Annotated in this window: 28 protein-coding genes; 26 read left to right on the top strand and 2 right to left on the bottom strand. The window is 58.7% G+C overall.

The window, feature by feature from the left end:
• Window positions 1-7: 7 nt before the first annotated feature.
• The 23 genes from AC3WWR_RS04535 (at window position 8) to AC3WWR_RS04425 (ending at window position 18,206) form a co-directional block, all read left to right on the top strand.
• On the top strand, window positions 8-415 hold the full coding sequence (locus AC3WWR_RS04535; protein WP_033045164.1) for an InvB/SpaK family type III secretion system chaperone: 408 nt from the start codon (window positions 8-10) through the stop codon (window positions 413-415).
• On the top strand, window positions 412-1,698 hold the full coding sequence (gene sctN / locus AC3WWR_RS04530; RefSeq protein WP_033045163.1) for a type III secretion system ATPase SctN: 1,287 nt from the start codon (window positions 412-414) through the stop codon (window positions 1,696-1,698). Before AC3WWR_RS04535 ends, sctN begins: the two co-directional genes overlap by 4 nt.
• Window positions 1,695-2,150 carry a SpaM family type III secretion system protein gene (locus AC3WWR_RS04525; protein ID WP_033045162.1) on the top strand — a complete coding sequence of 152 codons (456 nt, stop codon included), beginning with the start codon at window positions 1,695-1,697 and terminating at the stop codon, window positions 2,148-2,150. The genes sctN and AC3WWR_RS04525 overlap by 4 nt, the downstream gene beginning before the upstream one ends.
• The gene (locus tag AC3WWR_RS04520; protein WP_033045160.1) at window positions 2,147-3,040 is read left to right on the top strand and encodes a SpaN/EivJ family type III secretion system needle length determinant; all 894 of its coding nucleotides are present in this window, start codon (window positions 2,147-2,149) and stop codon (window positions 3,038-3,040) included. Before AC3WWR_RS04525 ends, AC3WWR_RS04520 begins: the two co-directional genes overlap by 4 nt.
• The gene (locus tag AC3WWR_RS04515; protein WP_033045157.1) at window positions 3,037-3,966 is read left to right on the top strand and encodes a FliM/FliN family flagellar motor switch protein; all 930 of its coding nucleotides are present in this window, start codon (window positions 3,037-3,039) and stop codon (window positions 3,964-3,966) included. Before AC3WWR_RS04520 ends, AC3WWR_RS04515 begins: the two co-directional genes overlap by 4 nt.
• Window positions 3,963-4,622: an EscR/YscR/HrcR family type III secretion system export apparatus protein gene (locus AC3WWR_RS04510; RefSeq protein ID WP_020795891.1), complete on the top strand. Its 660-nt coding sequence runs from the start codon at window positions 3,963-3,965 to the stop codon at window positions 4,620-4,622. The genes AC3WWR_RS04515 and AC3WWR_RS04510 overlap by 4 nt, the downstream gene beginning before the upstream one ends.
• 9 nt (window positions 4,623-4,631) lie before the next feature.
• On the top strand, window positions 4,632-4,886 hold the full coding sequence (locus tag AC3WWR_RS04505) for an EscS/YscS/HrcS family type III secretion system export apparatus protein (protein WP_020795892.1): 255 nt from the start codon (window positions 4,632-4,634) through the stop codon (window positions 4,884-4,886).
• A gap of 4 nt (window positions 4,887-4,890) precedes the next feature.
• Window positions 4,891-5,697, top strand: a complete 807-nt coding sequence (gene sctT, locus AC3WWR_RS04500) for a type III secretion system export apparatus subunit SctT (RefSeq protein ID WP_020795893.1) — start codon at window positions 4,891-4,893, stop codon at window positions 5,695-5,697.
• Window positions 5,672-6,706, top strand: coding sequence for an EscU/YscU/HrcU family type III secretion system export apparatus switch protein (locus AC3WWR_RS04495; protein WP_020795894.1), 1,035 nt, complete (start codon window positions 5,672-5,674; stop codon window positions 6,704-6,706). The genes sctT and AC3WWR_RS04495 overlap by 26 nt, the downstream gene beginning before the upstream one ends.
• 114 nt (window positions 6,707-6,820) lie before the next feature.
• Window positions 6,821-7,303 carry a type III secretion system translocator chaperone SicA gene (sicA, locus tag AC3WWR_RS04490; protein ID WP_033045155.1) on the top strand — a complete coding sequence of 161 codons (483 nt, stop codon included), beginning with the start codon at window positions 6,821-6,823 and terminating at the stop codon, window positions 7,301-7,303.
• A gap of 2 nt (window positions 7,304-7,305) precedes the next feature.
• Window positions 7,306-9,069: a type III secretion system translocon subunit SseC family protein gene (sctE, locus tag AC3WWR_RS04485; protein ID WP_432668478.1), complete on the top strand. Its 1,764-nt coding sequence runs from the start codon at window positions 7,306-7,308 to the stop codon at window positions 9,067-9,069.
• A 25-nt stretch (window positions 9,070-9,094) separates the two neighbouring features.
• Window positions 9,095-10,198 (top strand): IpaC/SipC family type III secretion system effector, encoded by a 1,104-nt coding sequence (locus tag AC3WWR_RS04480; protein ID WP_492598531.1) that lies wholly within the window; start codon window positions 9,095-9,097, stop codon window positions 10,196-10,198.
• Between the two features lie 13 nt (window positions 10,199-10,211).
• Complete coding sequence (locus tag AC3WWR_RS04475) at window positions 10,212-11,309, top strand: IpaD/SipD/SspD family type III secretion system needle tip protein (protein WP_020795898.1); 1,098 nt, start codon at window positions 10,212-10,214, stop codon at window positions 11,307-11,309.
• Window positions 11,310-11,348: 39 nt separating this feature from the next.
• Complete coding sequence (locus AC3WWR_RS04470; protein WP_256228025.1) at window positions 11,349-11,594, top strand: acyl carrier protein; 246 nt, start codon at window positions 11,349-11,351, stop codon at window positions 11,592-11,594.
• A 127-nt stretch (window positions 11,595-11,721) separates the two neighbouring features.
• Window positions 11,722-13,425 (top strand): winged helix-turn-helix domain-containing protein, encoded by a 1,704-nt coding sequence (locus tag AC3WWR_RS04465; RefSeq protein WP_225441844.1) that lies wholly within the window; start codon window positions 11,722-11,724, stop codon window positions 13,423-13,425.
• Window positions 13,422-13,874, top strand: coding sequence for a transglycosylase SLT domain-containing protein (locus tag AC3WWR_RS04460; protein ID WP_033040152.1), 453 nt, complete (start codon window positions 13,422-13,424; stop codon window positions 13,872-13,874). Before AC3WWR_RS04465 ends, AC3WWR_RS04460 begins: the two co-directional genes overlap by 4 nt.
• A 126-nt stretch (window positions 13,875-14,000) precedes the next feature.
• Complete coding sequence (locus AC3WWR_RS04455; RefSeq protein WP_033040153.1) at window positions 14,001-15,173, top strand: PrgH/EprH family type III secretion apparatus protein; 1,173 nt, start codon at window positions 14,001-14,003, stop codon at window positions 15,171-15,173.
• 10 nt (window positions 15,174-15,183) lie between these two features.
• Complete coding sequence (gene sctF, locus AC3WWR_RS04450; protein ID WP_020795902.1) at window positions 15,184-15,444, top strand: type III secretion system needle filament subunit SctF; 261 nt, start codon at window positions 15,184-15,186, stop codon at window positions 15,442-15,444.
• A gap of 60 nt (window positions 15,445-15,504) precedes the next feature.
• Window positions 15,505-15,813 (top strand): type III secretion system inner rod subunit SctI, encoded by a 309-nt coding sequence (gene sctI / locus AC3WWR_RS04445; RefSeq protein ID WP_020795903.1) that lies wholly within the window; start codon window positions 15,505-15,507, stop codon window positions 15,811-15,813.
• Window positions 15,810-16,532 (top strand): EscJ/YscJ/HrcJ family type III secretion inner membrane ring protein, encoded by a 723-nt coding sequence (locus AC3WWR_RS04440; protein ID WP_020795904.1) that lies wholly within the window; start codon window positions 15,810-15,812, stop codon window positions 16,530-16,532. The genes sctI and AC3WWR_RS04440 overlap by 4 nt, the downstream gene beginning before the upstream one ends.
• On the top strand, window positions 16,519-17,088 hold the full coding sequence (locus tag AC3WWR_RS04435; RefSeq protein ID WP_151144117.1) for an OrgA/MxiK family T3SS sorting platform protein: 570 nt from the start codon (window positions 16,519-16,521) through the stop codon (window positions 17,086-17,088). Before AC3WWR_RS04440 ends, AC3WWR_RS04435 begins: the two co-directional genes overlap by 14 nt.
• The gene (locus AC3WWR_RS04430; RefSeq protein WP_432668475.1) at window positions 17,060-17,779 is read left to right on the top strand and encodes an oxygen-regulated invasion protein OrgB; all 720 of its coding nucleotides are present in this window, start codon (window positions 17,060-17,062) and stop codon (window positions 17,777-17,779) included. Before AC3WWR_RS04435 ends, AC3WWR_RS04430 begins: the two co-directional genes overlap by 29 nt.
• Window positions 17,769-18,206 carry a hypothetical protein gene (locus AC3WWR_RS04425; protein ID WP_151142963.1) on the top strand — a complete coding sequence of 146 codons (438 nt, stop codon included), beginning with the start codon at window positions 17,769-17,771 and terminating at the stop codon, window positions 18,204-18,206. The genes AC3WWR_RS04430 and AC3WWR_RS04425 overlap by 11 nt, the downstream gene beginning before the upstream one ends.
• A gap of 44 nt (window positions 18,207-18,250) precedes the next feature.
• Here the strand turns inward: AC3WWR_RS04425 and AC3WWR_RS04420 are convergent, their stop codons facing one another.
• Window positions 18,251-19,750, bottom strand: a complete 1,500-nt coding sequence (locus AC3WWR_RS04420) for a hypothetical protein (protein WP_492598530.1) — start codon at window positions 19,748-19,750, stop codon at window positions 18,251-18,253.
• 205 nt (window positions 19,751-19,955) lie between these two features.
• Here AC3WWR_RS04420 and AC3WWR_RS04415 point away from each other — a divergent pair, with 205 nt between their 5' ends.
• On the top strand, window positions 19,956-20,975 hold the full coding sequence (locus AC3WWR_RS04415; RefSeq protein WP_033040162.1) for a quinone-dependent dihydroorotate dehydrogenase: 1,020 nt from the start codon (window positions 19,956-19,958) through the stop codon (window positions 20,973-20,975).
• Window positions 20,976-21,193: 218 nt separating this feature from the next.
• Here the strand turns inward: AC3WWR_RS04415 and rmf are convergent, their stop codons facing one another.
• Window positions 21,194-21,409 (bottom strand): ribosome modulation factor, encoded by a 216-nt coding sequence (gene rmf / locus AC3WWR_RS04410; RefSeq protein WP_003223300.1) that lies wholly within the window; start codon window positions 21,407-21,409, stop codon window positions 21,194-21,196.
• Window positions 21,410-21,936: 527 nt separating this feature from the next.
• Here rmf and rlmKL point away from each other — a divergent pair.
• A complete protein-coding gene (gene rlmKL, locus AC3WWR_RS04405) occupies window positions 21,937-24,207 on the top strand; it encodes a bifunctional 23S rRNA (guanine(2069)-N(7))-methyltransferase RlmK/23S rRNA (guanine(2445)-N(2))-methyltransferase RlmL (RefSeq protein ID WP_020795912.1) in 2,271 nt (756 codons plus the stop codon).
• 256 nt (window positions 24,208-24,463) lie between these two features.
• Window positions 24,464-26,863 carry a sensor domain-containing diguanylate cyclase gene (locus tag AC3WWR_RS04400; RefSeq protein ID WP_432668472.1) on the top strand — a complete coding sequence of 800 codons (2,400 nt, stop codon included), beginning with the start codon at window positions 24,464-24,466 and terminating at the stop codon, window positions 26,861-26,863.
• Window positions 26,864-26,974: the final 111 nt, after the last annotated feature.

The following is a 26,974-nucleotide window of genomic DNA, read 5'->3' as shown; positions in this document are numbered from 1 at the left end:
CCCCGCAATGATGTCAATGGATATAGCCGACCTGTTACGCGAAGCGCTACGTTTTAGTGGCTGCAAGGACAGTCAGATAGGACATTTTGATAGTCACAGCACCATTGAAATGCAGATGAAGAATCTGCCCGATATCAACGTGGCGTTGGTCGATGGCGATGCCTGGATCTGGACGACGGTTGCAGAAGCGAGCCCGGGTGCAATGAGCCGTTGTGCCTTCGATTTGATGCAGTTCTTACTTGAGGGCAATGCTTTTTCCCGCACCGGGCAATTGCACCTTTGCGTGGTTCAGGAACGGCTCGAACTGCGTTTGATGGCGAATGCCCATGCCCTCGGCGACGCTGAGCACTTCGCGCAAGCCCTGGATGCTTTCGTGCAGGCAATCGAAACGCTGTGCGAACTTTTACGTCGATGAACATGCGGTTGGAAAGGCATGCGGCCCATCCTTTGCGCTTGAGCGGACCCTTGATCGAAGCCGCCTTGGGCGATGTGGTAGTTGGCGAGGTCTGCGAAGTACGGCGGCATTGGCGCCTGCCTCAGGTCGTTGCACGGGCGCAGGTCATCGGCTTCAAACCCGACGCTGTTCTGCTCACCTTGCTGGGTGATGCGAAAGGTTTGTCCAGGGAATCGATGATCGTGCCTACGGGCTCGACCCTGCAACTGTCGTGCAGTGATGCCTTGCTCGGCAGCGTAGTCGACCCTCAGGGCACTATCGTCGAGCGTCTGGTACCGTCTACGGCGCTGGCGCAACAGGACTACCCGGTGGATGCCGATCCGCCGTCGTACCAGCAGCGGCGCCCGGTAGACACCCCGTTGCGCACCGGTATTCGGGTCATTGACGGCTTGCTGACCTGCGGTGTCGGCCAACGCATCGGCATTTTCGCCGCCGCCGGCTCCGGCAAAACCACCTTGATCAATATGCTGATCAACCACACCGACGCTGATGTGTTTGTCATCGGTCTGATCGGCGAGCGCGGCCGCGAAGTAACCGAATTCATCGAGCACCTGCGCCAGTCGGAAAAACGCGCGCGCTGCGTGGTGGTGTATGCCACGTCGGATTTTTCCTCGGTGGACCGCTGCAATTCGGCCCTGCAGGCAACCGCCATCGCCGAGTATTTTCGCGACCAGGGGCAACGCGTGGTGTTGCTGCTGGATTCATTGACACGCTACGCCCGGGCGCGTCGCGACCTGGCCCTGGCGGCCGGTGAAGCGCCGGCGCGACGGGGCTATCCGGCCTCAGTGTTCGATGCCTTGCCGCGCCTGCTGGAAAGACCGGGTGTGACCGCTTCCGGCAGCATTACTGCCTGGTACACGGTGTTGTTGGAAAGCGACGACGAGCCGGACCCGATCGCCGAGGAGATTCGTTCGATTCTCGACGGACACATCTACCTCAGCCGAGCCTTGGCGGCCAAGGGGCACTACCCGGCAATCGATGTGTTGCGCAGCGTCAGTCGCGTGGCGACGCAAGTCACCCCGCCCCAGGTGCAGCAACTGGCGGCGGCGACCCGGGATACGCTGACGCGGATTGAGCAGCTGCAGGTTTTTCTCGACATGGGTGAGTACAGCCCAGGCGCGGACGCCGGCAACGACCAGGCGCTGCAGCGCCGCGCAGCCCTCGACCAGTGGTTGCGCCAGCCCACGGGTGAATGCTGTGAGCCGGACGAAGCCCTGGGCCAATTACAGGGGCTGATGGCATGAATCCATTAGCCGATCGTCTTCGCCTGTTGGCACTCGGCCAGTTCCGTCGGCAACGCGCTGAACTGCTGATAACGCGTACCCGGCAGCAACTGCAGCCGCTGGTGCAGGAGCGGGCCGCTTTCGACGCACAAAAAGCGGAGCTACACAGTTTGTTGGCCAGCCATCGCGCCAATGACTGTGTGCTTGATCACGGGCAACTGTTGGCGCTGTTGCGAAGGCAGGCGGTCATCCGGCGGCAGATCGATCTGATGCGCTTTGAGCGTGACCGGGTCGATCAGCAGTGCCGGGAGATTGAGCAAGCGTTGCAGGAGCAGCGCGAGCAACTGCGGTTAGCACAGCGCAAGCACGACAAATACGAAGGGGCTGTTCAGCTTCTGTTACGCAGGCAACGGCTGGAACAGGTGCGCCGGGATGAAAGAGAAGTCGAAGAGATGAACGGAGTTTCGCGATGAGCACTGTATCTGTAATTTCACCCTTGCCGGTTCAACCCCTGGAACCCGTCATCGAACGGCCGATGGATGAGTTGCACGACAGGCTGGTATCGGTGCAGGAGGATGAACTGCCCCAAGGTGTCCTGGCGCTGATGGTGCCGTTGATCCTGCGTCATCGGCCTCAGATGGACGCTGGTCGTGCAAGCACTTTGCAGGCGATGGTCACGCTCCCGGAAAAGCTGGCTGCTGAAGTCGACGAAGTACGGCCGCTCACACCGTCGTCTCATCCCCCAGCGCAGTCGCTTTTGAGTAAACCTGTGCAGCCCCGGTTGTTGTCACCTTTGGTTGACGTTGCGCCTGTTGTCGCCAGGGCTGTCGCGTCGGCACCGATAAACCTGGCGACTCCCATCATTGTTGAATCAGGGCCGATCCAACCGCCGTCAAACATCGTCGAACCGCTGTCGGTCGAAGTTACCACTCGTCCAGGTGCATCCCCGATACCTGAGTTCGAAGGGCAAAGGCCCGAAGCCTTATCGAGCCTCCCCACCGTACGCCATGTGCACATAGCTGCCACACCTGCGGCCTCGGCGCCCGTGATGCCGCCAGTACCTCCTGCCATCGATCCGATCATCGAAACCTTGTCGGTTGCCGACCGGGGCTTGCTTCAGGTTCCGTTCAATAAAGGAGCCGTCAGCGGGCAAGTGACGATCAGCCGCGTGGCCGATGAGCCTGCCCGCAACCTGCAACTCAGCCCGAGCAATGCCCTGGTTTACGAACAACTCAAAGTGTCGCTGGAGCAGGTCCGCGAACCCACGTGGCGCCTGACCAATAGCGAAGACGAACAGCAGCGCCAGGGCTCGCGGCAGCCGCCGGACGACGAGCAGGCCGAAGACGCCGGGCAGGGCGCATGAGCGCACTGAAGTTGCGCCGGATCAACGCCCAGGCACGTGCTGGCGCGCAAGCGATACGACGCTGGCGGAGCGCGAATGTCGTCGCCGGTTCAGGCCATCCGCCAGGGCAATCGGGCTACCTGTGTTTTCGCGCATCAGGTGAGGGCGGGGAATGGCGGGGTTTGATCGACGCCCGCGACTGGTTGCATCAATCACTCCCGGGTTTGCGGTCGTTACTGACAGTCGAGTGCTCGCTGATGAGCATCGCCGAACTGTTCCGCGCGGTGCCGCAACCCTTGCTGCTGGAGGTAGACGACTTGCACTACCAGCAATTATCCGACGTCGATGTGGTGCTTCCCGGGCAATTGCCACCGCAAGAGCTGCCTTGGCTCGACACGCCTCGTGGGCGCTTGTGGTTAACCCGATTGCCATCGGCACGGGCCGCCAGCGCGCCCCTGTACACCGACTCATGGCTGAGCGATTTGCCGCTGTGCCTGGAGCTGATGCTGGGGTCGAGTCACCTCAGACATGGGATACGGCTGAAGGCGGGCGATGTCCTGCGAATTATTCAGCGTTCGCAACGATGCTGCCTGGGGCATCTATGCCTCGGCGTTTTCACTTTTACTGAACAGGGGATACACATGCAATTGACCGAGCCCGACGCCCAAGGCTCCGCAGAATCCGCACCGGAGCCCGATGTTGACCTCGGCGCTATGTCGGTGCGTCTGCAGTTCGTGCTCGCGACCCAGGAAATCGACCTGGCCACGCTGTCGCAGTTTATCGGGGGACAACTGATCCCGCTGGCGGACGATGCGACGCGGCACATCGAAGTGCGAGCCAATGGCAAGCCGGTGGCCCGTGGCGAACTGGTGCAACTGGAAGAGCAGTTGGCTGTGGAGTTGCTCGAGGTCTATCGCAACGACTCAATGGACGCAATGCCGCGATGAATGACGTCTCGTTGATTGCGCTGCTGGCGTTCGCTTCACTGCTGCCGTTCCTGGTGGCGGCCGGCACCTGCTACATCAAGTTTTCCATCGTCTTTGTCATCGTGCGCAACGCCTTGGGCTTGCAGCAAGTGCCCTCGAACATGACCCTCAATGCGATTGCCCTGATGCTGGCGATTTTCGTGATGACGCCGGTGATGAAGCAAGGCTATGGCTATTACAAGGAAGAACAGGTGGCCTTTACCGACATCGAGTCGGTGGTGAATTTTGCCGAGAACGGGTTGGGGGGATACAAGGAATACTTGCGCAAATACACCGACCCGGAACTGGCGCTGTTCTTTGAGCGGGCGCAAGCGGTGCAGAGTGAGTCCGACCTCGGTCTGCCCGCCGATGAAGAGCTCACGCCGTCGCTGTTTTCCCTGCTGCCGGCCTACGCATTGAGTGAAATCAAAAGCGCCTTCAAGATCGGCTTTTATTTGTACCTGCCGTTCGTGATCGTCGATCTGGTGATCTCCAGCATTCTGCTGGCACTGGGCATGATGATGATGAGCCCGGTGATCATTTCGGTGCCGATCAAACTGGTGCTGTTTGTGGCACTGGATGGCTGGGCGTTGCTGTCGACCGGGCTGGTCAAGCAATACCTGACCTTGCTGGCGTAGGAGCGGCTCATGAACGATCTGGTCTATGCCGGCAATAAAACCCTGTACCTGATTCTGTTGATGGTGGCGTGGCCGATCATTGTCGCCACGGTGGTCGGCCTGGTGGTGGGTTTGATTCAAACGGTGACGCAACTTCAGGAACAGACCCTGCCGTTCGGTTTCAAGCTGTTGGCTGTTGCCGCATGCCTGTTCCTGTTGTCGGGCTGGTACGGCGAAACCCTGCTCGATTTCAGTCGTGAAGTCATCCGCCTGGCGTTGGGTTAGCGCGATGTCGGTCACGTTGTTTTTTGACCTGTACGCCTGGTTCGCCGCCGCCATCCTGGGGGTGGCTCGCTTGGCGCCGATTTTTTTCATGTTGCCCTTTCTCAACAGCGGTGTGCTCACGGGGGCGCCACGCCAGGCAGTCATTGTGCTGGTGGCGACGGGGTTCTGGGCCTATGTGGGTGTGCCGTTGCCGGCGCTCGACGGCTTGGCATTCTTCGGCCTGGTGTTGCGTGAGGCCGGCATTGGCGTGCTGCTTGGATGCCTGCTGTGCTGGCCGTTCTGGGTGTTGCACGCCATGGGCAACCTGATCGACAACCAGCGCGGGGCAATGCTCAGCAGCACCGTGGACCCGGCCAATGGCGTCGATACGTCGGAGTTGGCAAATTTTCTCCAGTTGTTCGCCGCAGCGGTCTATCTCGAAGGTGGCGGCATGTTGCTGATGCTTGAAACCGTTGGGCACAGCTACCGCATATGCGCGCCGGCCAATGGTTGCGAGATACACCTGTCCGCGATTGTTGGCCTGTTGGATGCACTGGTGAGCAAGACCCTGGTAATCAGCGCCCCGGTGGTGGCCACGTTGTTGGTCAGCGAAGCGCTGCTCGGTTTGCTCTCGCGGTATGCGCCGCAAATGAACGCGTTCTCGGTGTCGCTGACGGTCAAGAGCCTGGTGGCGCTGGTGGTGTTGATGTTGTATTTCGGCGTGCACCTGCCGGACGAAGTCCTGCGCATGGGCGGCAAATCCCAAGGGCTGGAACACTATCTGGGCCGTGAAGGGGAGGTCGCCGATGTCGTCCAGCGCCTCGAAGACTGAGAAGCCCACCGCCAAGCGTCTGCGCGACGCCTCACGCAAAGGCCAGACGTTCAAGGCCAAGGACCTGGTGGTCACCTGCCTGACTCTCTGCGGCATCACCTACATGGTGTTCAACAGTTCGCTGGTGGAGGTCATGGAAGTCTATCGACGCATCATTGCCAGTGATTTCGACACGGATATGCAGGCGTACTCGGCGATGCTGGTGCTGGTCGGGCTCAAGGCATTGCTGCCGTTGCTGCTGGTGTGCGTCTTGACCAGTGCACTACCTGCGTTGTTGCAAAGCGGCTTTGCACTGGCCAGCGAGGCCCTGAAGCTCAATCTCGGTGCGCTGAACCCGATCAATGGCTTCAAAAAACTGTTCAGCCTGCGCACCGTCAAGGACACGGTCAAAGCGCTGCTGTACCTGGGCAGCTTTGCCATGGCGCTGTGGATAGTCTGGATCACGCAGCGGCAACTGTTGTTTGCCCAATTGTTCGCCCAGGCCCCGGAGCTGTTCGCGATCTGGGGGCACTTGTTGCTGGTTCTGGTGTTGGCGTTCCTGGGATGCGTGCTGCTGATCGTCGTGCTGGATGCGTTGAGTGAATACTGGTTGTTCATGAAAGATCAAATGATGGACAAGGACGCCGTCAAGCGCGAGCACAAGGAGCAGGATGGTAATCCCGAGATCAAGGGCCGCCGTCGCGATTTGCACAGGGAACTCCTGTCCGAGCAGGTCAAATCCGACGTGCGCAGCTCGCGGATGATCATCGCCAACCCCACCCACATCGCCATCGGGGTGTATTTCCGCCCGGAAATCACCCTGCTGCCGTTCATCTCGCTGATGGAAACCAACCAGCGCGCCCTGGCCGTTCGAGCGTATGCCAAAGAGGTTGGCGTGCCCGTGATCAATGACATCGCACTGGCCCGGCGGATCTTCAAGACCCACCAGCGCTATAGCTTCCTCCAGGTGCAGGAAGTCGAAGAAGTCCTGCGCCTGTTGATCTGGCTCGAGCAAGTCGAGCAGGCCTGATCCCCTTCTTAATCTATCCATCGTTGGCATGAGCGCAATTTGGCAGCGTACCTGCCAGCGCTTTGGCTCAATGCAATCGTCAGCAGCGCTGACGTTTTTTCAGGAGTGTGGCTGATGAGTCGCAACAACCAACAAGACGAGCAAATCGCTCTGGACATCGTGGATGCCGTGCTGGCGGGTGCGTCGTTAAAGGACGTGCAGGGCATCAGCGATGAGCACATGGACGGTCTCTATGCCTTTGCTTTCCAGTTTTATGAGCAGGGACGGCTGGACGATGCCGAGAAGTTCTTCCACTTCCTGTGCATCTACGACTTACACAATAGCCAGTATTGGCTGGGACTGGCGGCGGTGCACCAGCTCAAGCAAAACCATCAGAAAGCGATCGATCTGTACGCCATCGCCTTTGCCCAGGGCAAGAACGACTACCGCCCGATGTTCTACAGCGGTCAGTGCCAGCTCGCCCTGGGCAAGATTGGCAAGGCCCGATTGTGTTTCGAGTACGTACTCGAGCAGGCCACGGAAGAGGAACTGCGCAAACAGGCCCGGGTGTATCTCGACACCCTGGCTCACATTGAAAAGCATTGTTCGGAGGACTGAACATGAGTGAAATCAGAAGTACATTCAACCCGGCTTATGCCGGAGGGCTCAGCCGTAACGAAGCCTTTGAGATTTACGGCAAAGCCGCCAGCCAGGCGGCCAGAACGGTGGATTTTCAGAAAGCTGGCCAGCAAGCGCTGGCCGGATTGATGTCGGTGAACTACGACAACGAGCACGGTAAATCCACGGCAGCTACGGGGCGTCCACAGTTGCATCTGCCGCAGGCACGCACGAGCGGCAAAGAGTCGGAAGGCGATCTGTTCACGCTGCTGATGGCGATGATCAGCGAGCTGATCGGCGAGGTCGACGTCAACAAGCTGAAACACCGCCTGGCGATGTTGCAGAGCATGGCCGGGGCTAAGCAACAGGGTCATGAAAAACTGGCGGTTGAATATGCTGAGGCCGTCGCGGTACTTGAGGCCGCTGAGGGGACCGTTGGCGGTAGTCAGCAAAACCTGGAGAAGCTGCGCGAGAAAGTCCAGCAGTGTCAGGGCTTGCTGGACGAAAGCGAGGCGCGTCTGACGAAGCTGGACCCTGAATCACCCGAATATGCGAGCGAATTGGCTCTTCGTAATCATCTCAAGGGCGAGCTGGCGAATCATACCCAGGCTTTTGAAAAATCCACCGGTGCCCATCTCAAACTGATCGAAATCGCTAATGCCGCCGTTAAGGTCCTCGCGATCGTGACCGCAAAAGTCCTGGAGGCAGGCGTTGGTGGACCGCAGGTTAAACAATCGGATGAAAAGGCGCTGAGCAGCAGTGCACTGGCACTGTTGAACCGCTTGAAGATCATCGAGCTGCTGGGCGAGTCGGCGCAGAACAAGGAAGAGCTCAGTCAAGAGTTGTTTCTGGAATTGCAGGCCAAACTGCAGGAAAAAATGCAGCTCGAGTCGGACAAGTACCTGGAAGAAGTCCGAAAAGCCGAAGCGTTGCAGAAGACCATGGGCTGTATCGGCAAAATCGTTGGCGCGCTGGTGGCCATCGCCAGCATTGCGGCCGGTGCTCTGACCGGCAACGTGATGCTCATAGCGTTTGGGGTGATCGGGGCTGGGCTCATGATCGCGGACGAGCTGGTCAAGGAATTTACGGGTGTGTCGTTCATGGCGGAAGCGATGAAGCCGCTGATAACGGGAATTCAGGAAGCCATCAGCTTCTTTACCGATCTCTACACCACGGTGCTGGTCGCGGTGGGCGTTGATCCCGAAACGGCGAAGGACATTGCGCAAATCGCCGGCATGATCGCGGGCATCGGCACCACCATTGCAGTCATCGCATTGGCGGCCATCTTGGGTGTTCAGGTGATTGGGCCGATGATCGGCGCGGTCGCGTCAAAACTGGCAACTGTGGTGTCGCAGGCTGCACCTGCGGCGGTGGAGGCCATGAAGCAGATGACCACATCGGCTGCCAACACGGTGACCCAGATGCTGACTCAATTGCGCAGTTTCATCACCAACGGTGCTGATCCTGTAGCCCTGGCACGTTACGCCACCAATGTCGAAATCGCTCGAACCCTTACCGAGTTCGTCGGCGTGGGGATGGAAGTTGGATGTGGCATTAAAAGCAGCATGCATCAGGCCCAAGCGGCAGAACACCTGACGGACGTGACGGTGCGCATGGCGATCAGCGAATCAATTGCCTCTTACCTCACTCAAGTGGTCGAAGACTACGGCAAGGCCATGCAAGACCGGACCCGACATATCGAACATGTTTTTTCCGATCTGCAACGCAGCCATTCCGTCAGCCTGCAAATGGCTCGGTACATCTGAACCTGCTCATAAAAAGGAATTCGTCATGTCTCAAATAAACGCAACGCCTGTGCGCATGCCAGCGGTCCCGGCGCACGATCCGGTCAACGATGCGGGCCTGAGCGAGTTGGTTGCTCAGGAACAGTTCTCCAAAGAACTTAACGGAAAAAGGCTTTTACAGCCGGCCCTGTCAGACGGGAGCGTTGCAAAGCAAATACTCCAGAGCAGTAACTCGGCTTTTCCTACGGCGCAGGAGCTTGAGAACGCGATCGATGCCTATCAACCCACCGAATCCGACTGGCAAGACTTCACTGCGGCCCGGTTGATGGTCAGCGATGAAGTGCGTAACGATCTGATCTTCGATCCGGGGGCCTGGGAAAAACACGCCAACGTGCTGATCGCCGCGATCATCGCGGTCAACATTGCGCGGGTCGCCAACGCAGCACTGCGCGGGCATTTCAGTGTGATGCAGGCCGAGGCCAGCAAACTCCAGGGCGAGGCCATCATGGAATCCGGCAGGGCGGCGATCTACAGCGCCGTCACGGCAGCGGTGGTCTCCGGTGTAATCGCCGGCTTTGCCATGGTCAAGACCTTTCAAGGGCTTGCGCAAAAACATACTGATATCAGCCTGCATAAACGCAACGCCCTGGACGCTGGCAACATCGAACGTGACCTTACACGTGATCGCAACCGCACTGACTGGAACCCGGAAACGACCTACAAGGTAACGGTGTTCGATGATTTCGGCCGGAAGAAACCAGTGGATTTCAAACCCGAGGGCTCGACCCTTACACCCAAGGAGCAGCAATGGTTCAACGAGGAAATTTCCAAGGCACAGAAGGTTGGCCAATCGTCGGACTGGCTCAGCCAGATGAGCAGCAAAGGCATTGAAAGGAAACTCGAAATCGGTCGAGCGCTTAACCCGATATCGACGGTCATGAGTCAGCTTGTCTCCACCATAGTTCGCATGGCCGAGCATGCGGCGCGGCAGGAACAGGTATTGCAAGAAAATGTGCAAAGCACACAAAAGAGCTTGAGCGATGAAGTCGGGGCAAAAGACTCGGCCGATGCGGCGCTCTTGCAAAAACTCATGGACATAGTGATGCAGTTATTTCAATCGCGGATTGAAGTCATTGGCAGAATGGCTTGAGTAGGGAAATACAATGATAATTTCCAACTACACACTGCAAGCCGTTAAATCGTCGGTCAATTTAAACGTTGTTACCGACGCACCTTTACCACCCGAAATTCCTTTCGAGAATCAATCCGCTTCTTCCGTCGGGCAATTGCTGGATCGTTCGGCAAAGGAATTGAGTCGCAACCTTGGAACCATGCTCAAGCTCCAATCGGGCGCTGAAAGAATGGTCGAGAAACTGTTAGCGGGCGCAGCGGAGCAAACCCTCATTGCAGAGCTTGGTGATCTGGTTCAAGCCAAAGCCGAGCGCAGGCAAATGTGGGCGCAGCAGTTGCGCCAGTGTGGCGCGGTGATGACGCATTGCCAAGAAACCCTGCCGCCGGAACAGCGCCAATGCCTGGACGTTGCCCAGGAGCATATTCAGCTCGATCTGCAAGAAAGGTTCTCGCCGCCGACGGAAGTAGCCGAAGCGTTCGAACAGAGCATCAGTTCATCGAATGATTTCTTTGACAAACTGCTGGAGTTGATCAACCTGATCAAAAACGGCTATCTGGCCGGCTATGAACATATCATTGCGGCTTACTCGGAATTCTTTAAAGACTTCAACGAAGAGGTAAGCGCAAAGTTAAAGGACTGGATCAAAGGCGCGAACGAAGGTAAGGAGGTCGATTTAAATGCGGGCAATATCAGGCATGCGTTGAATGCGCTGATTAAAAAATACTCACCCCCAAACGCTGCGGCAGTATTGTTTCCCGCTCCAGGCATGTTTCCCCCTCCAGGCGCTTCCAGGGAGGAAGCGGAAAAATGGCTCAAGGCGTTAGGCCTGCCTGCCACCAGCCTTCGCAATAACGGGAACGGTACGTTCAGTGTGGTCATGGACCTCGGACCGTTGACGACGATGATGAACGGTTTGCCGCCCAATGTTTATTGGATTACTTGGGATAACGCGAAATTCCAGTACTGGCAAACCGGCTTCAATGCCCAGGAAGAACGCATGAAGAACACACTGCAATCATTCACCCAGAAATATTCAAACGCCAACTCCTATCACGATAACTTCAATAAGACCTTGTCTGCACATCTGAATCAGTACGCAGATATGTTGAAGGCTATGTTGAATTTTTGAAGCGAAGCTGCCGCACCGCATTTTTTGTTGGAGGTAATAATGCCGGGTTTTATGAATAATGATCTTGAACGTCAGGTTATACAGATGCTGTCGGGTTATCTACAGGTTGATCGACGGACGATCAAGGCGGACTCACGACTGGTGGAAGATTTGTGTGTTGATTCCCTGGGTGTTGTAGAGATTGTTATGTCTGTCAATGAGACGTTTGGTATCGATCTACCGGCTGCAGCTGTGAAGGAGTGGCGGACAGTTGGTGACATTTGTTGTTTGGTGAGGGGGGCATGATTTTTAAAGTGAGCTTACAGTTATTGTCGTAATTTCCTACGCCATGGAGGTGATAGTCCTACGGAATCCTCCTGCTCAATTTCCTATAGTCAAGCGCTCGTTATCTTGAGCCTGATCACTCACAGGCTTGATTACGCTTGAGCAACTTTCTATAGAGAAATTTCAAAGTATGGACATTGCAACTGATCTATCGCCGGTCAAGTCATTCGTTTTTGACCACTGGCTATTGCAAAGCGATGGAACGCTGATGCGAGATGGAGAGGGGGTTCACGTCCCACCCAAAGAGTTAAACGTACTGCGCCTGCTATTGAAGTCAGCTGGGACGGTGGTCAGCAAGGATTATTTGCTGGATCATGTATGGCCCGAAATGGATGCCGCCGAAGAATCGTTGACCCGCTGCATTTATGCATTGCGCAAGCTGCTCAGGGAAAACAAGGATTTCATTACGACCGTGTACGGCCATGGTTATCGATTTACCTGTGCGGTTGTTGAACTCGACACAACGGGTCAGGCGAGTACCGTGGCGCCTTCGCTGGCTGTTCTGCCGTTTCGCAATCAGGGGGAGACAGCAGCGCTGGATCTGCAGGATCTGATGATCCGTCAGTTGACTTTGGCGTTCGGTGAGGTGTTGCACGTCATTCCCTCGGGATTGATGGCGGCCTATGCTCAACCGGTCGATGTGCGGTCGCTGGTCGGGCAGTTGTCCGCGGACTTCTGCTTGAGCGGGCGCTGTAGCGGCTCGGCCGATCAGCAACAATGGTCGGTCGAGTTGATCCGTGGCCGCGATCACGCTCTGCTGCATGGTCAGACACTGGATGCAAGTGATCTCGGGGCGTCGCTTGGGGCACTGACGTGTGTGGTAGCGCAGCGTATTCCCGGCTTGCATATTGTTGGTGATGCGTGCGCGTCCTACCCGGCCGCGGTGGCGTACCTGCGTGGTTTGTGCAGCGTGCAGCAGCACACTCCGCAAAGTCTGCGCGATGCGCTGGTACAGTTTCGCCAGTGCCTGAAGCTCGATGGCGGGCACACACTGTCCTGGTACGGTTTGGCGGATGCATGGCTGGGGCAGGCAATGATCGGATTGTGTGATCAGGGCCGGGCAATCGATGAGGCACAATCGGCGATTTCCAGTGCCTTGGCATTGGACCCAGGCAACATCCCTGCATTGGCCCGCCAGGCTTTGCTCACCAGTCTGCGAGGCTGCGAGCACGCGGCCCAGGTGCTTTTCCGACGCTGTTTGCTGACTGCCGATCAGGCTGACGTTCATTACTTTCATGCCTGGCATCACTGGTTCTGGCGGCGCAACGAGCAGGCCGCGCTAAGCATCGACAACGCTCTGCGGCATGATCCTGATTGCGTAAGGACGCAGGTCTTGCGTATGCGCATTGCGCTTGCCGCAAGTCCCGAGTCGGCCTTGCTGATGGCTCGTCGAGCCCTGCAACAAGGCGCGTCGGGCAATTCTTTGCTGGTGATTCTCTATGCCGTGGTATTGGCTTATTTTGACCAGCACGCGGCAGCCTGGGACGAGCTCGAACAAGCCGGGCTTTGCGAAAGCGCAATCGGTGAACAGGGGCTGGCCGCCTGGAATGTGCTGTTCGGCGTCAATCCATTCAATGCCCGCGACCTGTATGCGAACTGGCGGACTCTGGCCAGACTGCGATCCGTTGATGGCATTGCGTCGTCACGTTGGTCCGGACTGTCAGGTGGTCCGGTGGCTGAGCCGCTCTGGAGTTCTTTGCAACGATCGCCTCATGTGCCCTATCAGGCCTTGACCCAGGAACATCCTGTCCGCAAGCGACCGACGCTGGTCAGCGAGCGGCGCTTGGCATGATACCGCGCAGAATCAAGTGGCTAACGGTGCTGGTGTGCCTTGGCGCGGGCCAGGCGCAAGCCTGGTGCTGGAGTCAGGCGGGGGCGCGACATGCGATTGAACCCGAACTGCTTCGAGCGATTGCCGATGTCGAGTCGGGACAGAATCCGAACGCAATGAACTACAACAAGGACGGTTCTCGAGACATCGGGTTAATGCAGATCAACAGCCATCATTTACCCCGTTTGAGCACCCAGGGCATCACTGAGCAGCGCCTGCTGGCTGATCCTTGCCTGTCAGTTGAAGTCGGTGCGTCGGTGCTTGCCGATTTTATCGCGCGTTATGGCTACAACTGGACGGCAGTGGGTGCGTATAACGCCGGCAATTCTGCGCATCGGCAAGCTGAGCGCCTGCGCTATGCGCGCAAGGTCTGGCAGCGTTATCAGGTGTTTTCCCTGGCTCGACAATGAGGGTGTCATGAGCGCTGGCGCCAGATTCTGATGCTCTGCAGGGCACAATCAGCAGAATTCGATCATGAAGCCTGCAGCCAGCCTTTCTACCATGCCCGTTCATTTCATAGCCCTGGAGCTTGAACGGTGACAGTTCTGACGGCACCTGACCCACAACCTTGCGTTCTACGGATACTCAATGGCGCGCTGCAAGGTTGCGAATTCCCCCTCGGCGCAGGCACAACCCTGTTCGTGGTAGGGACTGTGGATCTACTAGGAGAAGGGGTACTGATTGCCAGTGTCCCAGCGGATGCCATCTTCGTTCCCCTGGAGTCGGGGGGATGCAACTTTGAGGTATTGGCCGGTCAAGTCACGCCGCAAGGCCTGCCGCTGCGGGTGCTCGATGAGTCAACGGAAATACGCCACTGTGCTTTCCAGACCAGGGTGCAGATCGGCAGCCTGCAAATCGCCGTGCGACCTGAAGACCAGCCCTGGGCACCCGAACTTCTCGGGCTGCAACCTGACGCTACCTTTGACGCCGTGGCTGTCGCGTGGTGGCGTGCCCGTTGGTCTGGATGGCTCGCCAGCGGATTGGCGCTGGCTGCCCTGGTCACCGTGGTCGGCATCTGGTCGATGCCTGGACCCACACCTGAAACCGATGTTCGCGCGTTGATCATTGGAGCCAGTGACGAGGCCAAGGTGTTGAGCGGTCGTGACAATGCGATCTATGTGTTCGTGACTTCCGAACGGGATGCCGGCTGGAGTCGCCAAGTGCTGGTGCGCCACAACACACTGAGCGGCAAAGTGCTGGTGATGGATCAGGAGCGTCGTCGGCTCGAGCAACTGCTGGTCGACCATGATCCGCAACTGGCCTGGCACTCCATAGACCTGAAGGATCCTTCGGTACCGCGCCTGTTGCTGAGTGCACAACGCAATCTGCTCACCCCTCTAAAGCAGGCAAAACTGCTCGATGTACTGCTCTCGGCCGCGCCTTATGCCCAGGACATAACGGTGCAAATGCAGGAGGACAAGCAGCTCGTCGATCTGGCGCAAGAGGGTTTGCAGCGGCTGTCGCTGGCCTACAGCCGCATTGAGCACGAGGACAGTGTCACGTTTGCCGTTGCAGGCAATTTGCAGGATTCCGAACTGGCGAACGCCCGCCGGTACATCGACAGCTTTTACCGGCAGTGGGGTGATCGCTACGTGCACTTCACCGTCGAGCTCAAGGACGACTTGCTCGGGGGCAAGTCGTTCCAGACCGGCCCGCAGGGCTACATCAAGATGACTTCGTCATCATGGCATTTTCCTACACAACGCTAAAAGGTGATTCATGGCCGACATTGCTATCCCCATCGACTTTTCCGATGACTTTCTCGGGCGTCAGGCCGAGGCATTCGAAAACGGCGCCGCCTCCCTCAAGACTGCGCTGGACAAAGCGCTGCTTGACTTGAAGAACGATGCATCGGACCCAGGTCTGCTGGCGGCTTATCAGGCCGCGTTTTCGTCCTACACGGTGTTTCGAAACGCTCAGACCAACACGATCAAGGGCTTCAAGGATATCGACATGGCGATCATCCAGGCCGCTCGCTGAATCTTCTTTTTTTGACCGGCCATCGGTACGTGACGATGGCCATTTTCATGAGTACATCGCATGGCTATTCAAAACATTTCTCTGTCTGGTATTGACCGGGCAGTCTTTACGGAACTGCGCGGCCCACACGAAGGCCCGATCGTATCCCTTGAGTCCCGATTGATCGAAGCATTTGCCGGTTCCGCGGTCAGTAGCGAGCAGGACGTTTCAGCCATCAATCAGATGATGCAAAGCCCGAATATCACCAGTCCCGAAGTATTGGCCCAGTTGCAGGAATTGACTGGGCAATACAACGTGGACATCAACCTGCTCAACGTACTGGTCCGCAAAGCGGTAGGTACTGCCGAAACCCTGTTGCGTGCGTCATGAAGCCAGGCATTTTGCTGATGCTGTTGTGCCTGGCGCTGTCGGGGTGTCGCCAACCCGATCTGCTTGAAGGGCTGGATCAGCAGCAGGCCAATGAAGTGCTGTCGGTGCTGCTGCGCAACAACATAGCGGCGGTGAAAGTCGATGCCGGCAAAACTGGTTACGCGGTGAAGATCAATCAGGTCGATTTTTCCGCGGCGGTTGATTTGCTCAACCTCTATTCCTTGCCTTCGCGGCCGCGCCTGCAAGTGGCAGAGATGTTTCCTGCCGACACGTTGGTGGCCTCGCCCCGCGCTGAAAAAGCCCGGCTTTATTCGGCGTTGGAGCAGCGAATCGAACAGTCGCTGGGTGTGCTCGAAGGCGTGGTTTCGGCGCGAGTGCATGTCAGTTACGACCTGGAGGCCGGCGAAGGCGGGCGCAAGACGCCGCCTGTCCACCTCTCGGCAGTGGCGATCCATGAACTCGACGTCGACCCGCAATTGCTGATCACCGACATCAAGCGGTTTCTCAAGAACAGTTTTGCGTCGGTCGAGTACGAGAACATCTCGGTGGTACTGTCCAGGCGCTCGCCGACCCAGCATATCGCGCCGTCCGTGGCCGCCACGCAAGGGGATTCGCACTGGACGTGGTTGTTGTCCGCGTTGACCGGATTGCTGTTGGCCAGTGGCGCAGCCTGGGCTTACCGCCAATCAAGCGCAGGACAGCGTAATGTCGCACGTTGAGTCTTTATCGCAGATTCTCGCCGAGCCCCTGAGTTACTTGCATCCGCAGCGCCTGCTTTTGCCAGAGGAATTTACCTGGCCTGAAGCACGAAGTCTGCTCAATCGAATACTGCTCGAAGGGCTTGAAAAACAGGGGGCATCACCTGCGACGCCGCCGCTGACGGCGGTGGCGCAGCAATGGGTTCGCCATTGGCGGCAGTTACCTTATATCGCAAGGCTGATGGGCGCGCATCGCTTGATGCCCGATCTGGCGCGAGGTGCGACGTTGCTTCGCCTGCCATTGCCCCTGCGTCGGTTCGCCGGTTACAGCCTGGGGGGGCGATGCGCCCTGCCGATCGGGAACTCGCCTGTTTCGATGGAGCAGGTCGACGCCGCCGGCCTCAATGCGTTATGGAGTTGGTGCGAGCAGGTACCGCCAGCTTTGCTCGAACGCCTTCCCCTGCAATTTTCCGAGCCGGTTGTTCGCCTGCACAGGCAATGGCCAGTCACGCAACCCGATACAGCGCTTTTCTTTTTGGCGGTGCAGCATGCTCGACTCTATCCGAACCCTGACTGACCTTCCCGCGGCGAGCGATGCGCTTGTGTCTCGCGAAGACATCGCCGCCGCGCGTCGACGTCGAGCGTTGCAGCAACAGGCCCAGCGCTGGGCCCGTGATTGTGTAGAGCAGGCTCGGCGTGACGCCGAAGCGGTTCACGCCCATGCCTTTTCGCAAGGCTACGCCGACGGCATCTTGCGCGTCATCGAGCAACTGGCTGACAGCTTGCTGGGAGCGCAGGCGTTGGGGCAGCAATTGCGCAGCGACCTTGCGCAGTCCGCTCGTGATTTGCTCGCAGACGCGTTGCAGCGTCCCGAATGGCTGGACGAAATGTTCGAGCGTTGGCTAACGGCACAACCGGCCGGCTCGGGCGCAGTGTTGCAAGTGCTGCTGCCGATGCATTGTCGGCCCCAGGGCAACGAACTTCGCGAGCGCCTGAGCCGGCTCTGGTCCGGCGAACTGGTCCTCGACTATCACCCGCAAGAGCGTTATGTGGCGCGGCTTGCGGATCAATTGTTCGAATTCGATCTTGAAACGACGAGGCAACGTCTGGAACCGCGCTTGCTCGCGCGCGTGGCGAACCTGCCGGAGTCGGTTCGCACGCTGGACCGGGCCGCCATGGAGGCGCTCACGGATCTGTATTCGACCTTTGCCGAGCGCTCGGCCGATGCCACGCAAACTGCCCCTACCGAGGTTCCCCATGAAGATTGAAAGCGGTTTGAGTCTGCGCACGACTGAGAGCGGGGGGCGCGCAGCGGTCGAGTCCCTTGAGTCGCATATACGTGCAGCCAACCGGAACATGCCTGAAAACAAGCGTCCGGACCCCGAATTCGAGCGCCTGTATGAGTTGCTGTCAGCCATGGAGGGGCAGGGAGAAAAGGTCATCCATGCGTTTCTCCGTTCACGTCGAGGCGCAGATGGCGAATCACCCGCGTACCCCACTGCCAAGGCGTTGATGGCAGTTACGCAGCAGGTGCTGTTTCGATTGAAGGACGACGGGCTGGAAAAATCGATGCTTTATAAGGAAATCGAAGGCGCCAACGGCCTTGCTTTCAGCATGGACCTCTTCGTCCAGAGCTTAATGCGTGACGTGTTTCAACCGATGGAGGATGAGGCTTGGGAGAAGAGTGAGTGGTGAGGTCAGGGTGCGTCCCGCCGAAATGACGGAACGCACCGGATGGGTTACATGGCTGTATTGTCCATCGGCCTATTGACCTGATGAGCGTAGAAAAAACCTGGTAAGCCGGCGATGGCGACGGCGGCTACTATGGCATTGACCGCGTGATTTACCGCGGAAGGGGATAAACCCAGGCTGCCAAAGTAAGTCCCTGCGGAAATCGCGGCAGCCATGATCGCTCCGCCGAACGAGGTTCGCATTGCTGAGGTAGTCAGAAATTGATCGGCTACTTGTGAGGCGGAGGGGATACGTGGGGCGAAAGTGATTCGAAAGCCTTCAGGCGCTCTTTCGCTCTGGAACCTGTGCATCATTTCGCCACCTGCCACATCGCTCGTGATTTCAACCCCCGCATTGTAGACACCCCGCAGAATGTCGTGTCCTAGAACTGGAGCAAGGGATTCAAGGATCTCTGCGGCCCGAGTCTCCGGGGTTGTGTTTGAATTGACGAATGTGTGCATCCAGTTCATCAATTGCGCTGCGAACCCGCCATCAGCAGTGGATGGCTCGCTACCGGCCGACATGGCATATCCGGCGCCTGAGTTGGGCGCTGTATTGTCCATGATTGTACCGAGAAGAAACTGTAAGGCTCCATACAGGCCTGCGTTGGCTGCCGTACCGGGCAGATTGGTTTGTGCGTTGTCGTTGAAAGGAACAAACACCTGCGTGAGGTCGCGGGCCAAGGTGAAGAGCCCCATCTGCGGGCCGAATGAGGCGAGGGCGCCAAGCGCCCCCGGCGTGACGAGTGCAAGGACGACTGCGGCCAGCACTAACCCCAAAGTGAGCATTCGTGACAGTCGCGTCTGGGTGTTTGCGGTGCCGTTGCATTCATCCCGAATCGCGCCAATGATGTTCATCGCCGGACCAATCATCAAAGAAACACCACCTATGACGTTGCGTGTCAGCGGGGAGGCGGCGTTGGACTGCAAGCATTTTTCCAAGGCGAATCCGATCAGTTGGCGGATCGTTGTCAGGGTACCCACGATGAGCCCGGTTCGAAGGCCGCTGATCGTGAGGTTGCTGGCCAGGCGTCCGAGATCTCCTTCGAATTCGTTGCGGCCCAGTTTGCCCAGCATTTCGCCAAGGGAGTCAACGATGGTTTGGGCGCGTTGTAGAGCGATGCTGGGCTCTTGCTGATTCATTGAGCCGTGGAACAGCGACATATCCTCGATCTGTATTACCGTGTGATCGACACTTTCGGTTTCACCATTCATCAGCAATGTGGTGGTCTGAATCATGTTTTCAGCGTGGATAGGGGCGTTTCTTGATTCTTCTGCAATGACGTTATCGAGTGTTTTGGCGAAGTTTTCCATTTCGATTATTACGATATTATTTGGAAATGGAGCGGTGTGCCGGTCAAGGGGTTTTGAATGTTCAGTGATCGCATTTGCGATGTCTTGGGAGCTATTTTCTAATTCTACGGTCGTCTGATTTCTACCACTGTTTTGAGAGGCGTTTGCAGCAGGTAGGGTTGGAAATGAGGTTGTTGATCCGACTGATATAGGCATATTTCGCTCGGTCTGACGAAGGGGGCTTGTTTGCGATCATTCCCCCTCTTGCGCCGTTGCAGCTATCAAATAACGCTTCACACTCGATACCTGCGATGGTTAGCCGCAAAAAGTGGTTTCTAATTGACAGGGGTCCTCGCTCGCAACGTGCTGGGCCGGCTATAATCGCCGGCTCAATTCGCCGCCAATCGAGTCAAACCCGCCCATGTACACCCTGGCCCGTCAGCTGTTGTTCAAACTTTCCCCGGAAACCTCCCACGATCTGTCCCTGGACCTGATCGGTGCGGGCGGGCGCCTGGGGCTCAACGGTTTGCTGTGCAAGGCCCCGGCAAAACTGCCGGTGAATGTCATGGGCCTGGACTTCCCGAACCCGGTAGGCCTGGCCGCTGGCCTGGACAAGAATGGCGCGGCCATCGACGGCTTTGCACAACTGGGTTTTGGCTTTGTCGAAATCGGCACCATTACCCCGCGCCCACAACCGGGCAACCCCAAACCCCGGTTGTTCCGTTTGCCGGAGGCCGAGGCGATCATCAACCGCATGGGCTTCAACAACCTCGGTGTCGATCACTTGCTGGCCCGCGTGGCGGCCGCCAAGTACAAGGGTGTGCTAGGCATCAATATCGGCAAGAACTTCGACACCCCGGTAGAGCGCGCGGTCGACGACTACCTGATCTGCCTGGACAAGGTCTATGCCCATGCCAGCTACGTGACGGTCAACGTCAGCTCGCCCAACACCCCGGGCCTGCGCAGCCTGCAATTTGGTGACTCGCTCAAGCAGCTGCTGGCAGACCTCGCCGCGCGCCGGGCGGAACTGGCGCTGCGTCACGGCCGGCACGTTCCACTGGCGATCAAGATCGCACCGGACATGACCGACGAAGAAACTGCGCAGGTCGCACAGGCGTTGATCGAAACCGGGATGGACGCGGTCATCGCCACCAACACCACCTTGAGCCGCGTGGGTGTCGAAGGCATGGAGCATGGGGACGAGGCGGGCGGCCTGTCCGGCGCGCCGGTGCGTGACAAGAGCACGCACACCGTGAAGGTGCTGGCCTCGGAGCTGGGCGGTCGCTTGCCGATCATCGCGGCGGGCGGCATCACCGAAGGCAGGCACGCAGCGGAAAAAATCAGCGCGGGTGCGAGCCTGGTGCAGATCTACTCGGGCTTTATCTACAAGGGGCCGGCGCTGATTCGCGAGTCAGTGGACGCTATCGCAGCCCTCAGGTAACCCGCCCCCGTTAATGATAACGCTGGAAACCTGACACCCCGCGGCGCTCTCAGGTTTATCGCGAGCATGCTCGCTCCTACAGGTATTGGGTTGGCCATGAAACAGGCATAAAAAAGGGCCCCTCAAAGGAGCCCCTGGGCCGTAGCCCGCCGTCCGGATGGGACGTGCGTGGTTAATTCGCTACATATCAGATTGTATGTCGGAGTGTGTGCCCTGTGTTAGCCGACGGCGTGAAGTTCGTTGAGTCTGTGGATTCCCGCAGTGCCGGTCATACCGTCCCAGTTGTCGCCGCGTCCTTCGCGCCAGCCGTTAATCCAGGCTTGGCGTACCGACGGTAGAGTAAATGGGCAAAGCTCACGGGATTTGCCACCAACGCCATATTGATATCCGCGCAAAAATGCTCTTTCCAACGGATCACGCTTAAGTCTTCTCATAGGGTGTTGCCCTCACTTGTTGACTGTATTTATCGCGTAGACCTCAATCGAGGTCTGGCAGAAAAACTCTGCCGTTGGGGCTCGTTGCCGGCGTGACGAGCCAAGGTGTTGGCGTCATTGCGGCGCCAACCTGTATTGAGTTCTAACCAATGCGTCACATCGAGGGAATGATCGTTTTGTCATAAGGACGTAACCGTTAATGTGCTATGGCACTAAGTAACATGATGTTTGTGGCGTATTTCTTGACCAAACCCCGGTATGATCGGCCCTGCGTTGGATGATCAGGTTAATCCTTTGCTGAGAATGCCTCCCGTTGGCGGGGTGGACTATTCGACGAAGGGTCAACTTATGTCATTTTATTGCATCAACTTTTTTATCTGTCCTTGCATCTAAGCTCATTTAACCCGGGCAGCAAGGGTGGAACGGCACACCTTCGTGCCACGCGGGCGCTCTTCGAGAAAAGCGCCTGATTGAAAACCGGGCCGGCAATGCGTTGCCGCTCCACTCAGCAAAGGCTCCGAATTCTCATGTCCGATCGTTTCGAACTCTTCCTCACTTGCCCTAAAGGCCTTGAAGGCCTGCTCATCGAGGAAGCCGTCGGGCTTGGCCTTGAGGAAGCACGTGAGCACACTTCCGCCGTGCGTGGCATGGCCACCATGGAAACCGCTTATCGCCTGTGCCTGTGGTCGCGCCTGGCCAACCGGGTCCTGCTGGTGCTCAAGCGTTTTCCGATGAAAGACGCCGAAGACCTCTACCACGGTGTGCTGGACATCGAGTGGCAAGACCACATGCTCAATGACGGCACACTGGCCGTCGAATTCAGCGGCCACGGCTCGGGTATCGACAACACCCACTTCGGTGCCTTGAAGGTCAAGGACGCCATCGTCGACAAACTGCGCACCCCACAGGGCGACCGTCCGTCCATCGACAAGCTCAACCCGGACCTGCGCATCCATCTGCGTCTGGACCGCGGTGAAGCGATCCTCTCCCTCGACCTGTCCGGCCATAGCCTGCACCAGCGTGGCTATCGCCTGCAGCAAGGCGCGGCGCCGCTGAAGGAAAACCTGGCGGCGGCGATCCTGATCCGTTCCGGCTGGCCACGCATCGCCGCTGAAGGCGGAGCCCTGGCTGACCCGATGTGCGGTGTCGGCACCTTCCTGGTCGAAGCGGCGATGATCGCTGCCGACATCGCGCCGAACCTGCGCCGCGAACAATGGGGTTTCACTGCGTGGCTCGGTCACGTACCGGCGCTGTGGAAAAAACTCCATGAAGAAGCTTCCGAGCGTGCAGCTGCCGGCCTGGCCAAGCCACCGTTGTGGATTCGCGGTTACGAAGCCGATCCGCGCCTGATTCAACCGGGGCGCAACAACGTCGAGCGTGCCGGCCTGAGCGAGTGGATCAAGATCTACCAGGGCGAAGTCGCGACCTTCGAGCCGCGTCCGGACCAGAACCAGAAAGGCCTGGTGATCTGCAACCCCCCTTACGGCGAGCGTCTGGGCGACGAGGCGAGCCTGCTCTACCTCTACCAGAACCTTGGCGAACGTCTGCGCCAGGCTTGCCTCAACTGGGAAGCCGCGGTATTCACCGGTGCGCCGGACCTGGGCAAGCGCATGGGCATCCGTAGCCATAAGCAATATTCGTTCTGGAACGGCGCCTTGCCGTGCAAGCTGTTGCTGATCAAGGTGTTGCCGGATCAATTCGTCACCGGCGAGCGTCGTACCCCGGAGCAGCGTCAGGCCGAGCGTGAGCAGGCGGCCTACGATCAGGCGCCGAGCGAGCCGCAAGAGCGCCAGTACAACAAGAACGGCAACCCGATCAAACCTGCGCCAGCCCCGGCACCGGTGATCGAGCAGCCGCGCCTGAGTGAAGGCGGGCAGATGTTTGCCAACCGCCTGCAGAAAAACCTCAAGGCGCTGGGCAAGTGGGTCAAGCGTGAGGGCATCGACTGCTATCGCGTCTACGATGCCGACATGCCGGAATACTCCATGGCCATCGACCTCTACCACGATTGGGTCCACGTCCAGGAATACGCCGCACCGAAATCCATTGATCCGCAAAAGGCCTCGGCGCGCATGTTCGACGCCCTGGCGGCGATCCCGCAGGCCCTGAACATCGACAAGAACCAGGTGGTGGTCAAGCGCCGCGAGCGTCAGAGCGGTACCAAGCAATACGAGCGCCAGGCGGCCCAGGGCAAGTTTGTCGAGGTTAATGAAGGCGGCGTGAAACTGCTGGTCAACCTCACCGATTACCTCGACACCGGGCTGTTCCTCGACCACCGGCCGATGCGCATGCGCATTCAGAAAGAGGCTGCCGGCAAGCGCTTCCTCAATCTGTATTGCTACACCGCCACTGCCAGTGTGCACGCGGCCAAGGGCGGCGCGCGCAGCACCACCAGCGTCGACCTGTCGAAAACCTACCTGGACTGGGCGCGTCGCAACCTGTCGCTGAACGGTTTCTCCGACAAGAACCGCCTGGAGCAGAGCGATGTGATGGTCTGGCTGGATGCCTGCCGTGAAGAGTACGACCTGATCTTCATCGATCCGCCGACTTTCTCCAACTCCAAGCGCATGGAAGGCATCTTCGACGTGCAACGTGACCAGGTGCAACTGATCGACCTGGCCATGGCGCGGCTGGCACCGGGTGGGGTGTTGTACTTCTCCAACAACTTCCGCAAGTTCGAACTCGAGCCTAACCTCAGCGAGCGCTACGCGATCGAAGAGATCACCGCCCAGACCATCGATCCGGATTTTGCCCGTAACGCCAAGATCCATCGCGCGTGGAAGATCACTGCTCGCTGACAGGCGAGCCGGACGCGGGGGGGCATCTGCCACACCGCGTCATCGTTCTTCGCGGGCAAGCCTCGCTCCTACAGGCGAACCAGTCGCCGCGGTGCATCTGTCGCACCGCGTCATCGTTCTTCGCGGGCGAGCCGGATCGCCGCGCCGCTCGCTCCTACAGACTATTGGTCCCCCACTGGTCAAATTAGTGGCTAATAGCTATAACTCAACTCACGGCCAATGGGCTTTCCCGCACATGGCGTTTTGAGTTGCGTCTATGTCGTTGTACGCCGTGCGCCCCAAGATCCTGGGTTTTATCAGCGAAGATGTCTCGGCCGGGCTGGTCGCGCTCATGGTCTTGCTCGTCGGCGCGATTCTCACGGCTTTGCTCGCCTGGTCGACGCTGAACCTGTTTCACAATCAATTGCGTCAACGCTTCCAGTTACTGGCCAGCGAACGCTACAGCCGTATCGAAGAACGTTTCCAGGATCAGGAGCAGCGCCTCGATGGCCTGCGCCGCTTCTTTGCCAACTCCGATACGGTCTCGCACGCGGAATTCAACGGCTACACCCAACCCTTGTTACACCGGACCCAGGCGTATTCGTTCGCCGAGCGGGTCAGCCGCGACCAGCGGGCGGCCTTTGAACGCCGGGCGCGCGAGGAGGGCCTGAGCGGGTTCACCCTGCGCGAACTCAATGCCGCCGGCCAACTGCAATTGGCCGGCGAGCGGGATGAGTACGTTGCGGTGCTGTATAGCCAGACGCAAAGCAAGCTCGGTGCGCCGCTGGGTTATGACTTGCTGGCTCAGCCCTTGCGTCGGGCCACCTTGGAGCGGGCCGACCAGCATCAGGGCATGGCCGTGTCGCAACCGATGCACCTGGTCAACATCGAGCCGGCTTATGCGCGAGGCGTACTGTTGGTCGCGCCGGTCATGCCGCACAGCAACAAAGGCGGCGCAACCGGCAAACCGTTCGGGTATGTCATGGCGGTGATCAGCATGCGCCAGTTGCTGGCGGACGGGTTGCCGGAGGCGGGTCGCGATTATCTCTCGGTGCGTATCCTCGACCTGTCCACCGATGAGCAGCACGAGGTGCTGTTTGAATCGCCCAATGCGCCAGCGCACAGTGACTTGTCCACGACGCGCTTGTTACGTCTCGCCGATCATGATTATCAGGTCGATATCCGGCCCAGCGAGGCTTTTCTCCAAGCCAACCACTCTTCAGTGACCACGCTGGTCGTGCTCGGTGGCTTGCTCAGTGTGTTGCTCAGCGCCTTGCTGTATGTACTGGTCAGTCAGCGGCAGCGGGCGCTGAAAATGGTCGAGCAAAGGACCGCGCAGCTGCGCGCCCGCGAACAGGAACTGCGCGGCACCCATGGCCAGTTGCGCGGGGTGCTGGATGCCGCGACCCAGGTAGCCATCATCGCCACGGACCTGCGCGGGGTGATCAGCACTTTCAATGCCGGCGCCGAGCAGATGCTCGGTTATACCGCCGCCGACGTGGTCGGGCACATGACCCTGGAAAACCTGCACTTGCCCCGGGAGCTCGCGGCACGCTCGGCGGAATTGAGTGCGCGTTACGGCAAGCCGGTACCGGCCTGTCACGCGATGCTGGTCGAGGGCGGCGAGGAGGGTGGCCATGAGGCGCGGGAGTGGACGTTGGTACGCGGCGATGGCAGCCATCTGATTGTCAACATGCTGGCGACCCCGGTCCTCGACGAGCAGGGGTTGTGGGTCGGGCACCTGGCGATCTGCATCGACATCACTGAACGCAAGCGCGTGCACGAGGCCCTGGCCGCGCGGGACCTGTTGTTGAAGAAGCTCAGTGCCCATGTGCCCGGCGGGATCTACCAGTTCAAGATGGAGTTCGACGGGCGTTTCAGCGTGATCTACGCCAGCGACGGTATTCGCGAGATCTATGAGCTGGAGCCGGACGTGCTGTTGCTCAACGCCGAAGCGATTTTCACGCGGATTCATCCTCAGGACACCACCCGCGTGCGCGCCTCGATCCGCGCCTCGGCCAACAGCCTCAGCCACTGGCGCGAGGAGTACCGCGTGCAATTGCCCCAGCGCGGCCTGCGCTGGGTCCGTGGCGAGGCGACCCCGGAGGAACTGCCCGGCGGCGGCGTGCTCTGGCATGGCTACATTTCCGACATTACCGACACCAAGCGAGTGGAAGAGGAACTGCGGGCGCTGTCGGTCACCGATTCCCTGACCGGTATCCACAATCGTCGCTATTTCCAGGAACGGCTGACCACCGAGATGGCGCGGGTGGAGCGCGGTGGTGGCGAACTGTCGGTGATCATGCTCGACATCGACCACTTCAAGCGTATCAATGACCAGTACGGCCACGCCGTCGGCGATCGGGTGTTGCAGGCGGTGTGCGAGCGCATTGGTCATCGGCTGCGGCGTTCGGATGTGTTCTGCCGCCTGGGTGGCGAGGAGTTCATGGTCCTTTGCCCGGACATCGGTGGCGAGCAGGCCCATCTGTTGTCACTGGAGTTGTGGCAAAGCCTGCGCAGTGCGCCGATCGATGAAGTAGGCGTGGTCACCGCCAGTTTCGGCATTGCCAGCTGGCGACCCGGAGAAGGTGCGGATGCGCTGTTGTTACGGGCGGACTCGGGGGTGTATGTGGCGAAGCAGGAAGGCAGGGATCGGGTGCAGGGGGAGATGAACTGAGCCGGGGGTTGTACACCATCACTGTGGGAGCGAGCCTGCTCGCGAAGACGGCAGCACATTCAACATCGATGTGACTGATAAGCCGCTTTCGCGAGCAGGCTCGCTCCCACA

This window comes from Pseudomonas sp. EB271-G4-1 (assembly GCF_058791355.1).
Note: the sequence above shows the minus strand (reverse complement) of the source record. Positions and strands in the feature narration are given on the sequence as shown.

Coding starts and splice junctions, on each gene's coding strand:
- AC3WWR_RS04535 (WP_033045164.1), top strand. CDS start 8: ATGATGTCAATGGATATAGCCGACCTGTTACGCGAAGCGCTACGTTTT.
- sctN (WP_033045163.1), top strand. CDS start 412: ATGAACATGCGGTTGGAAAGGCATGCGGCCCATCCTTTGCGCTTGAGC.
- AC3WWR_RS04525 (WP_033045162.1), top strand. CDS start 1,695: ATGAATCCATTAGCCGATCGTCTTCGCCTGTTGGCACTCGGCCAGTTC.
- AC3WWR_RS04520 (WP_033045160.1), top strand. CDS start 2,147: ATGAGCACTGTATCTGTAATTTCACCCTTGCCGGTTCAACCCCTGGAA.
- AC3WWR_RS04515 (WP_033045157.1), top strand. CDS start 3,037: ATGAGCGCACTGAAGTTGCGCCGGATCAACGCCCAGGCACGTGCTGGC.
- AC3WWR_RS04510 (WP_020795891.1), top strand. CDS start 3,963: ATGAATGACGTCTCGTTGATTGCGCTGCTGGCGTTCGCTTCACTGCTG.
- AC3WWR_RS04505 (WP_020795892.1), top strand. CDS start 4,632: ATGAACGATCTGGTCTATGCCGGCAATAAAACCCTGTACCTGATTCTG.
- sctT (WP_020795893.1), top strand. CDS start 4,891: ATGTCGGTCACGTTGTTTTTTGACCTGTACGCCTGGTTCGCCGCCGCC.
- AC3WWR_RS04495 (WP_020795894.1), top strand. CDS start 5,672: ATGTCGTCCAGCGCCTCGAAGACTGAGAAGCCCACCGCCAAGCGTCTG.
- sicA (WP_033045155.1), top strand. CDS start 6,821: ATGAGTCGCAACAACCAACAAGACGAGCAAATCGCTCTGGACATCGTG.
- sctE (WP_432668478.1), top strand. CDS start 7,306: ATGAGTGAAATCAGAAGTACATTCAACCCGGCTTATGCCGGAGGGCTC.
- AC3WWR_RS04480 (WP_492598531.1), top strand. CDS start 9,095: ATGTCTCAAATAAACGCAACGCCTGTGCGCATGCCAGCGGTCCCGGCG.
- AC3WWR_RS04475 (WP_020795898.1), top strand. CDS start 10,212: ATGATAATTTCCAACTACACACTGCAAGCCGTTAAATCGTCGGTCAAT.
- AC3WWR_RS04470 (WP_256228025.1), top strand. CDS start 11,349: ATGCCGGGTTTTATGAATAATGATCTTGAACGTCAGGTTATACAGATG.
- AC3WWR_RS04460 (WP_033040152.1), top strand. CDS start 13,422: ATGATACCGCGCAGAATCAAGTGGCTAACGGTGCTGGTGTGCCTTGGC.
- sctF (WP_020795902.1), top strand. CDS start 15,184: ATGGCCGACATTGCTATCCCCATCGACTTTTCCGATGACTTTCTCGGG.
- sctI (WP_020795903.1), top strand. CDS start 15,505: ATGGCTATTCAAAACATTTCTCTGTCTGGTATTGACCGGGCAGTCTTT.
- AC3WWR_RS04440 (WP_020795904.1), top strand. CDS start 15,810: ATGAAGCCAGGCATTTTGCTGATGCTGTTGTGCCTGGCGCTGTCGGGG.
- AC3WWR_RS04435 (WP_151144117.1), top strand. CDS start 16,519: ATGTCGCACGTTGAGTCTTTATCGCAGATTCTCGCCGAGCCCCTGAGT.
- AC3WWR_RS04430 (WP_432668475.1), top strand. CDS start 17,060: ATGCTCGACTCTATCCGAACCCTGACTGACCTTCCCGCGGCGAGCGAT.
- AC3WWR_RS04425 (WP_151142963.1), top strand. CDS start 17,769: ATGAAGATTGAAAGCGGTTTGAGTCTGCGCACGACTGAGAGCGGGGGG.
- AC3WWR_RS04420 (WP_492598530.1), bottom strand. CDS start 19,750: ATGCCTATATCAGTCGGATCAACAACCTCATTTCCAACCCTACCTGCT.
- AC3WWR_RS04415 (WP_033040162.1), top strand. CDS start 19,956: ATGTACACCCTGGCCCGTCAGCTGTTGTTCAAACTTTCCCCGGAAACC.
- rmf (WP_003223300.1), bottom strand. CDS start 21,409: ATGAGAAGACTTAAGCGTGATCCGTTGGAAAGAGCATTTTTGCGCGGA.
- rlmKL (WP_020795912.1), top strand. CDS start 21,937: ATGTCCGATCGTTTCGAACTCTTCCTCACTTGCCCTAAAGGCCTTGAA.
- AC3WWR_RS04400 (WP_432668472.1), top strand. CDS start 24,464: ATGTCGTTGTACGCCGTGCGCCCCAAGATCCTGGGTTTTATCAGCGAA.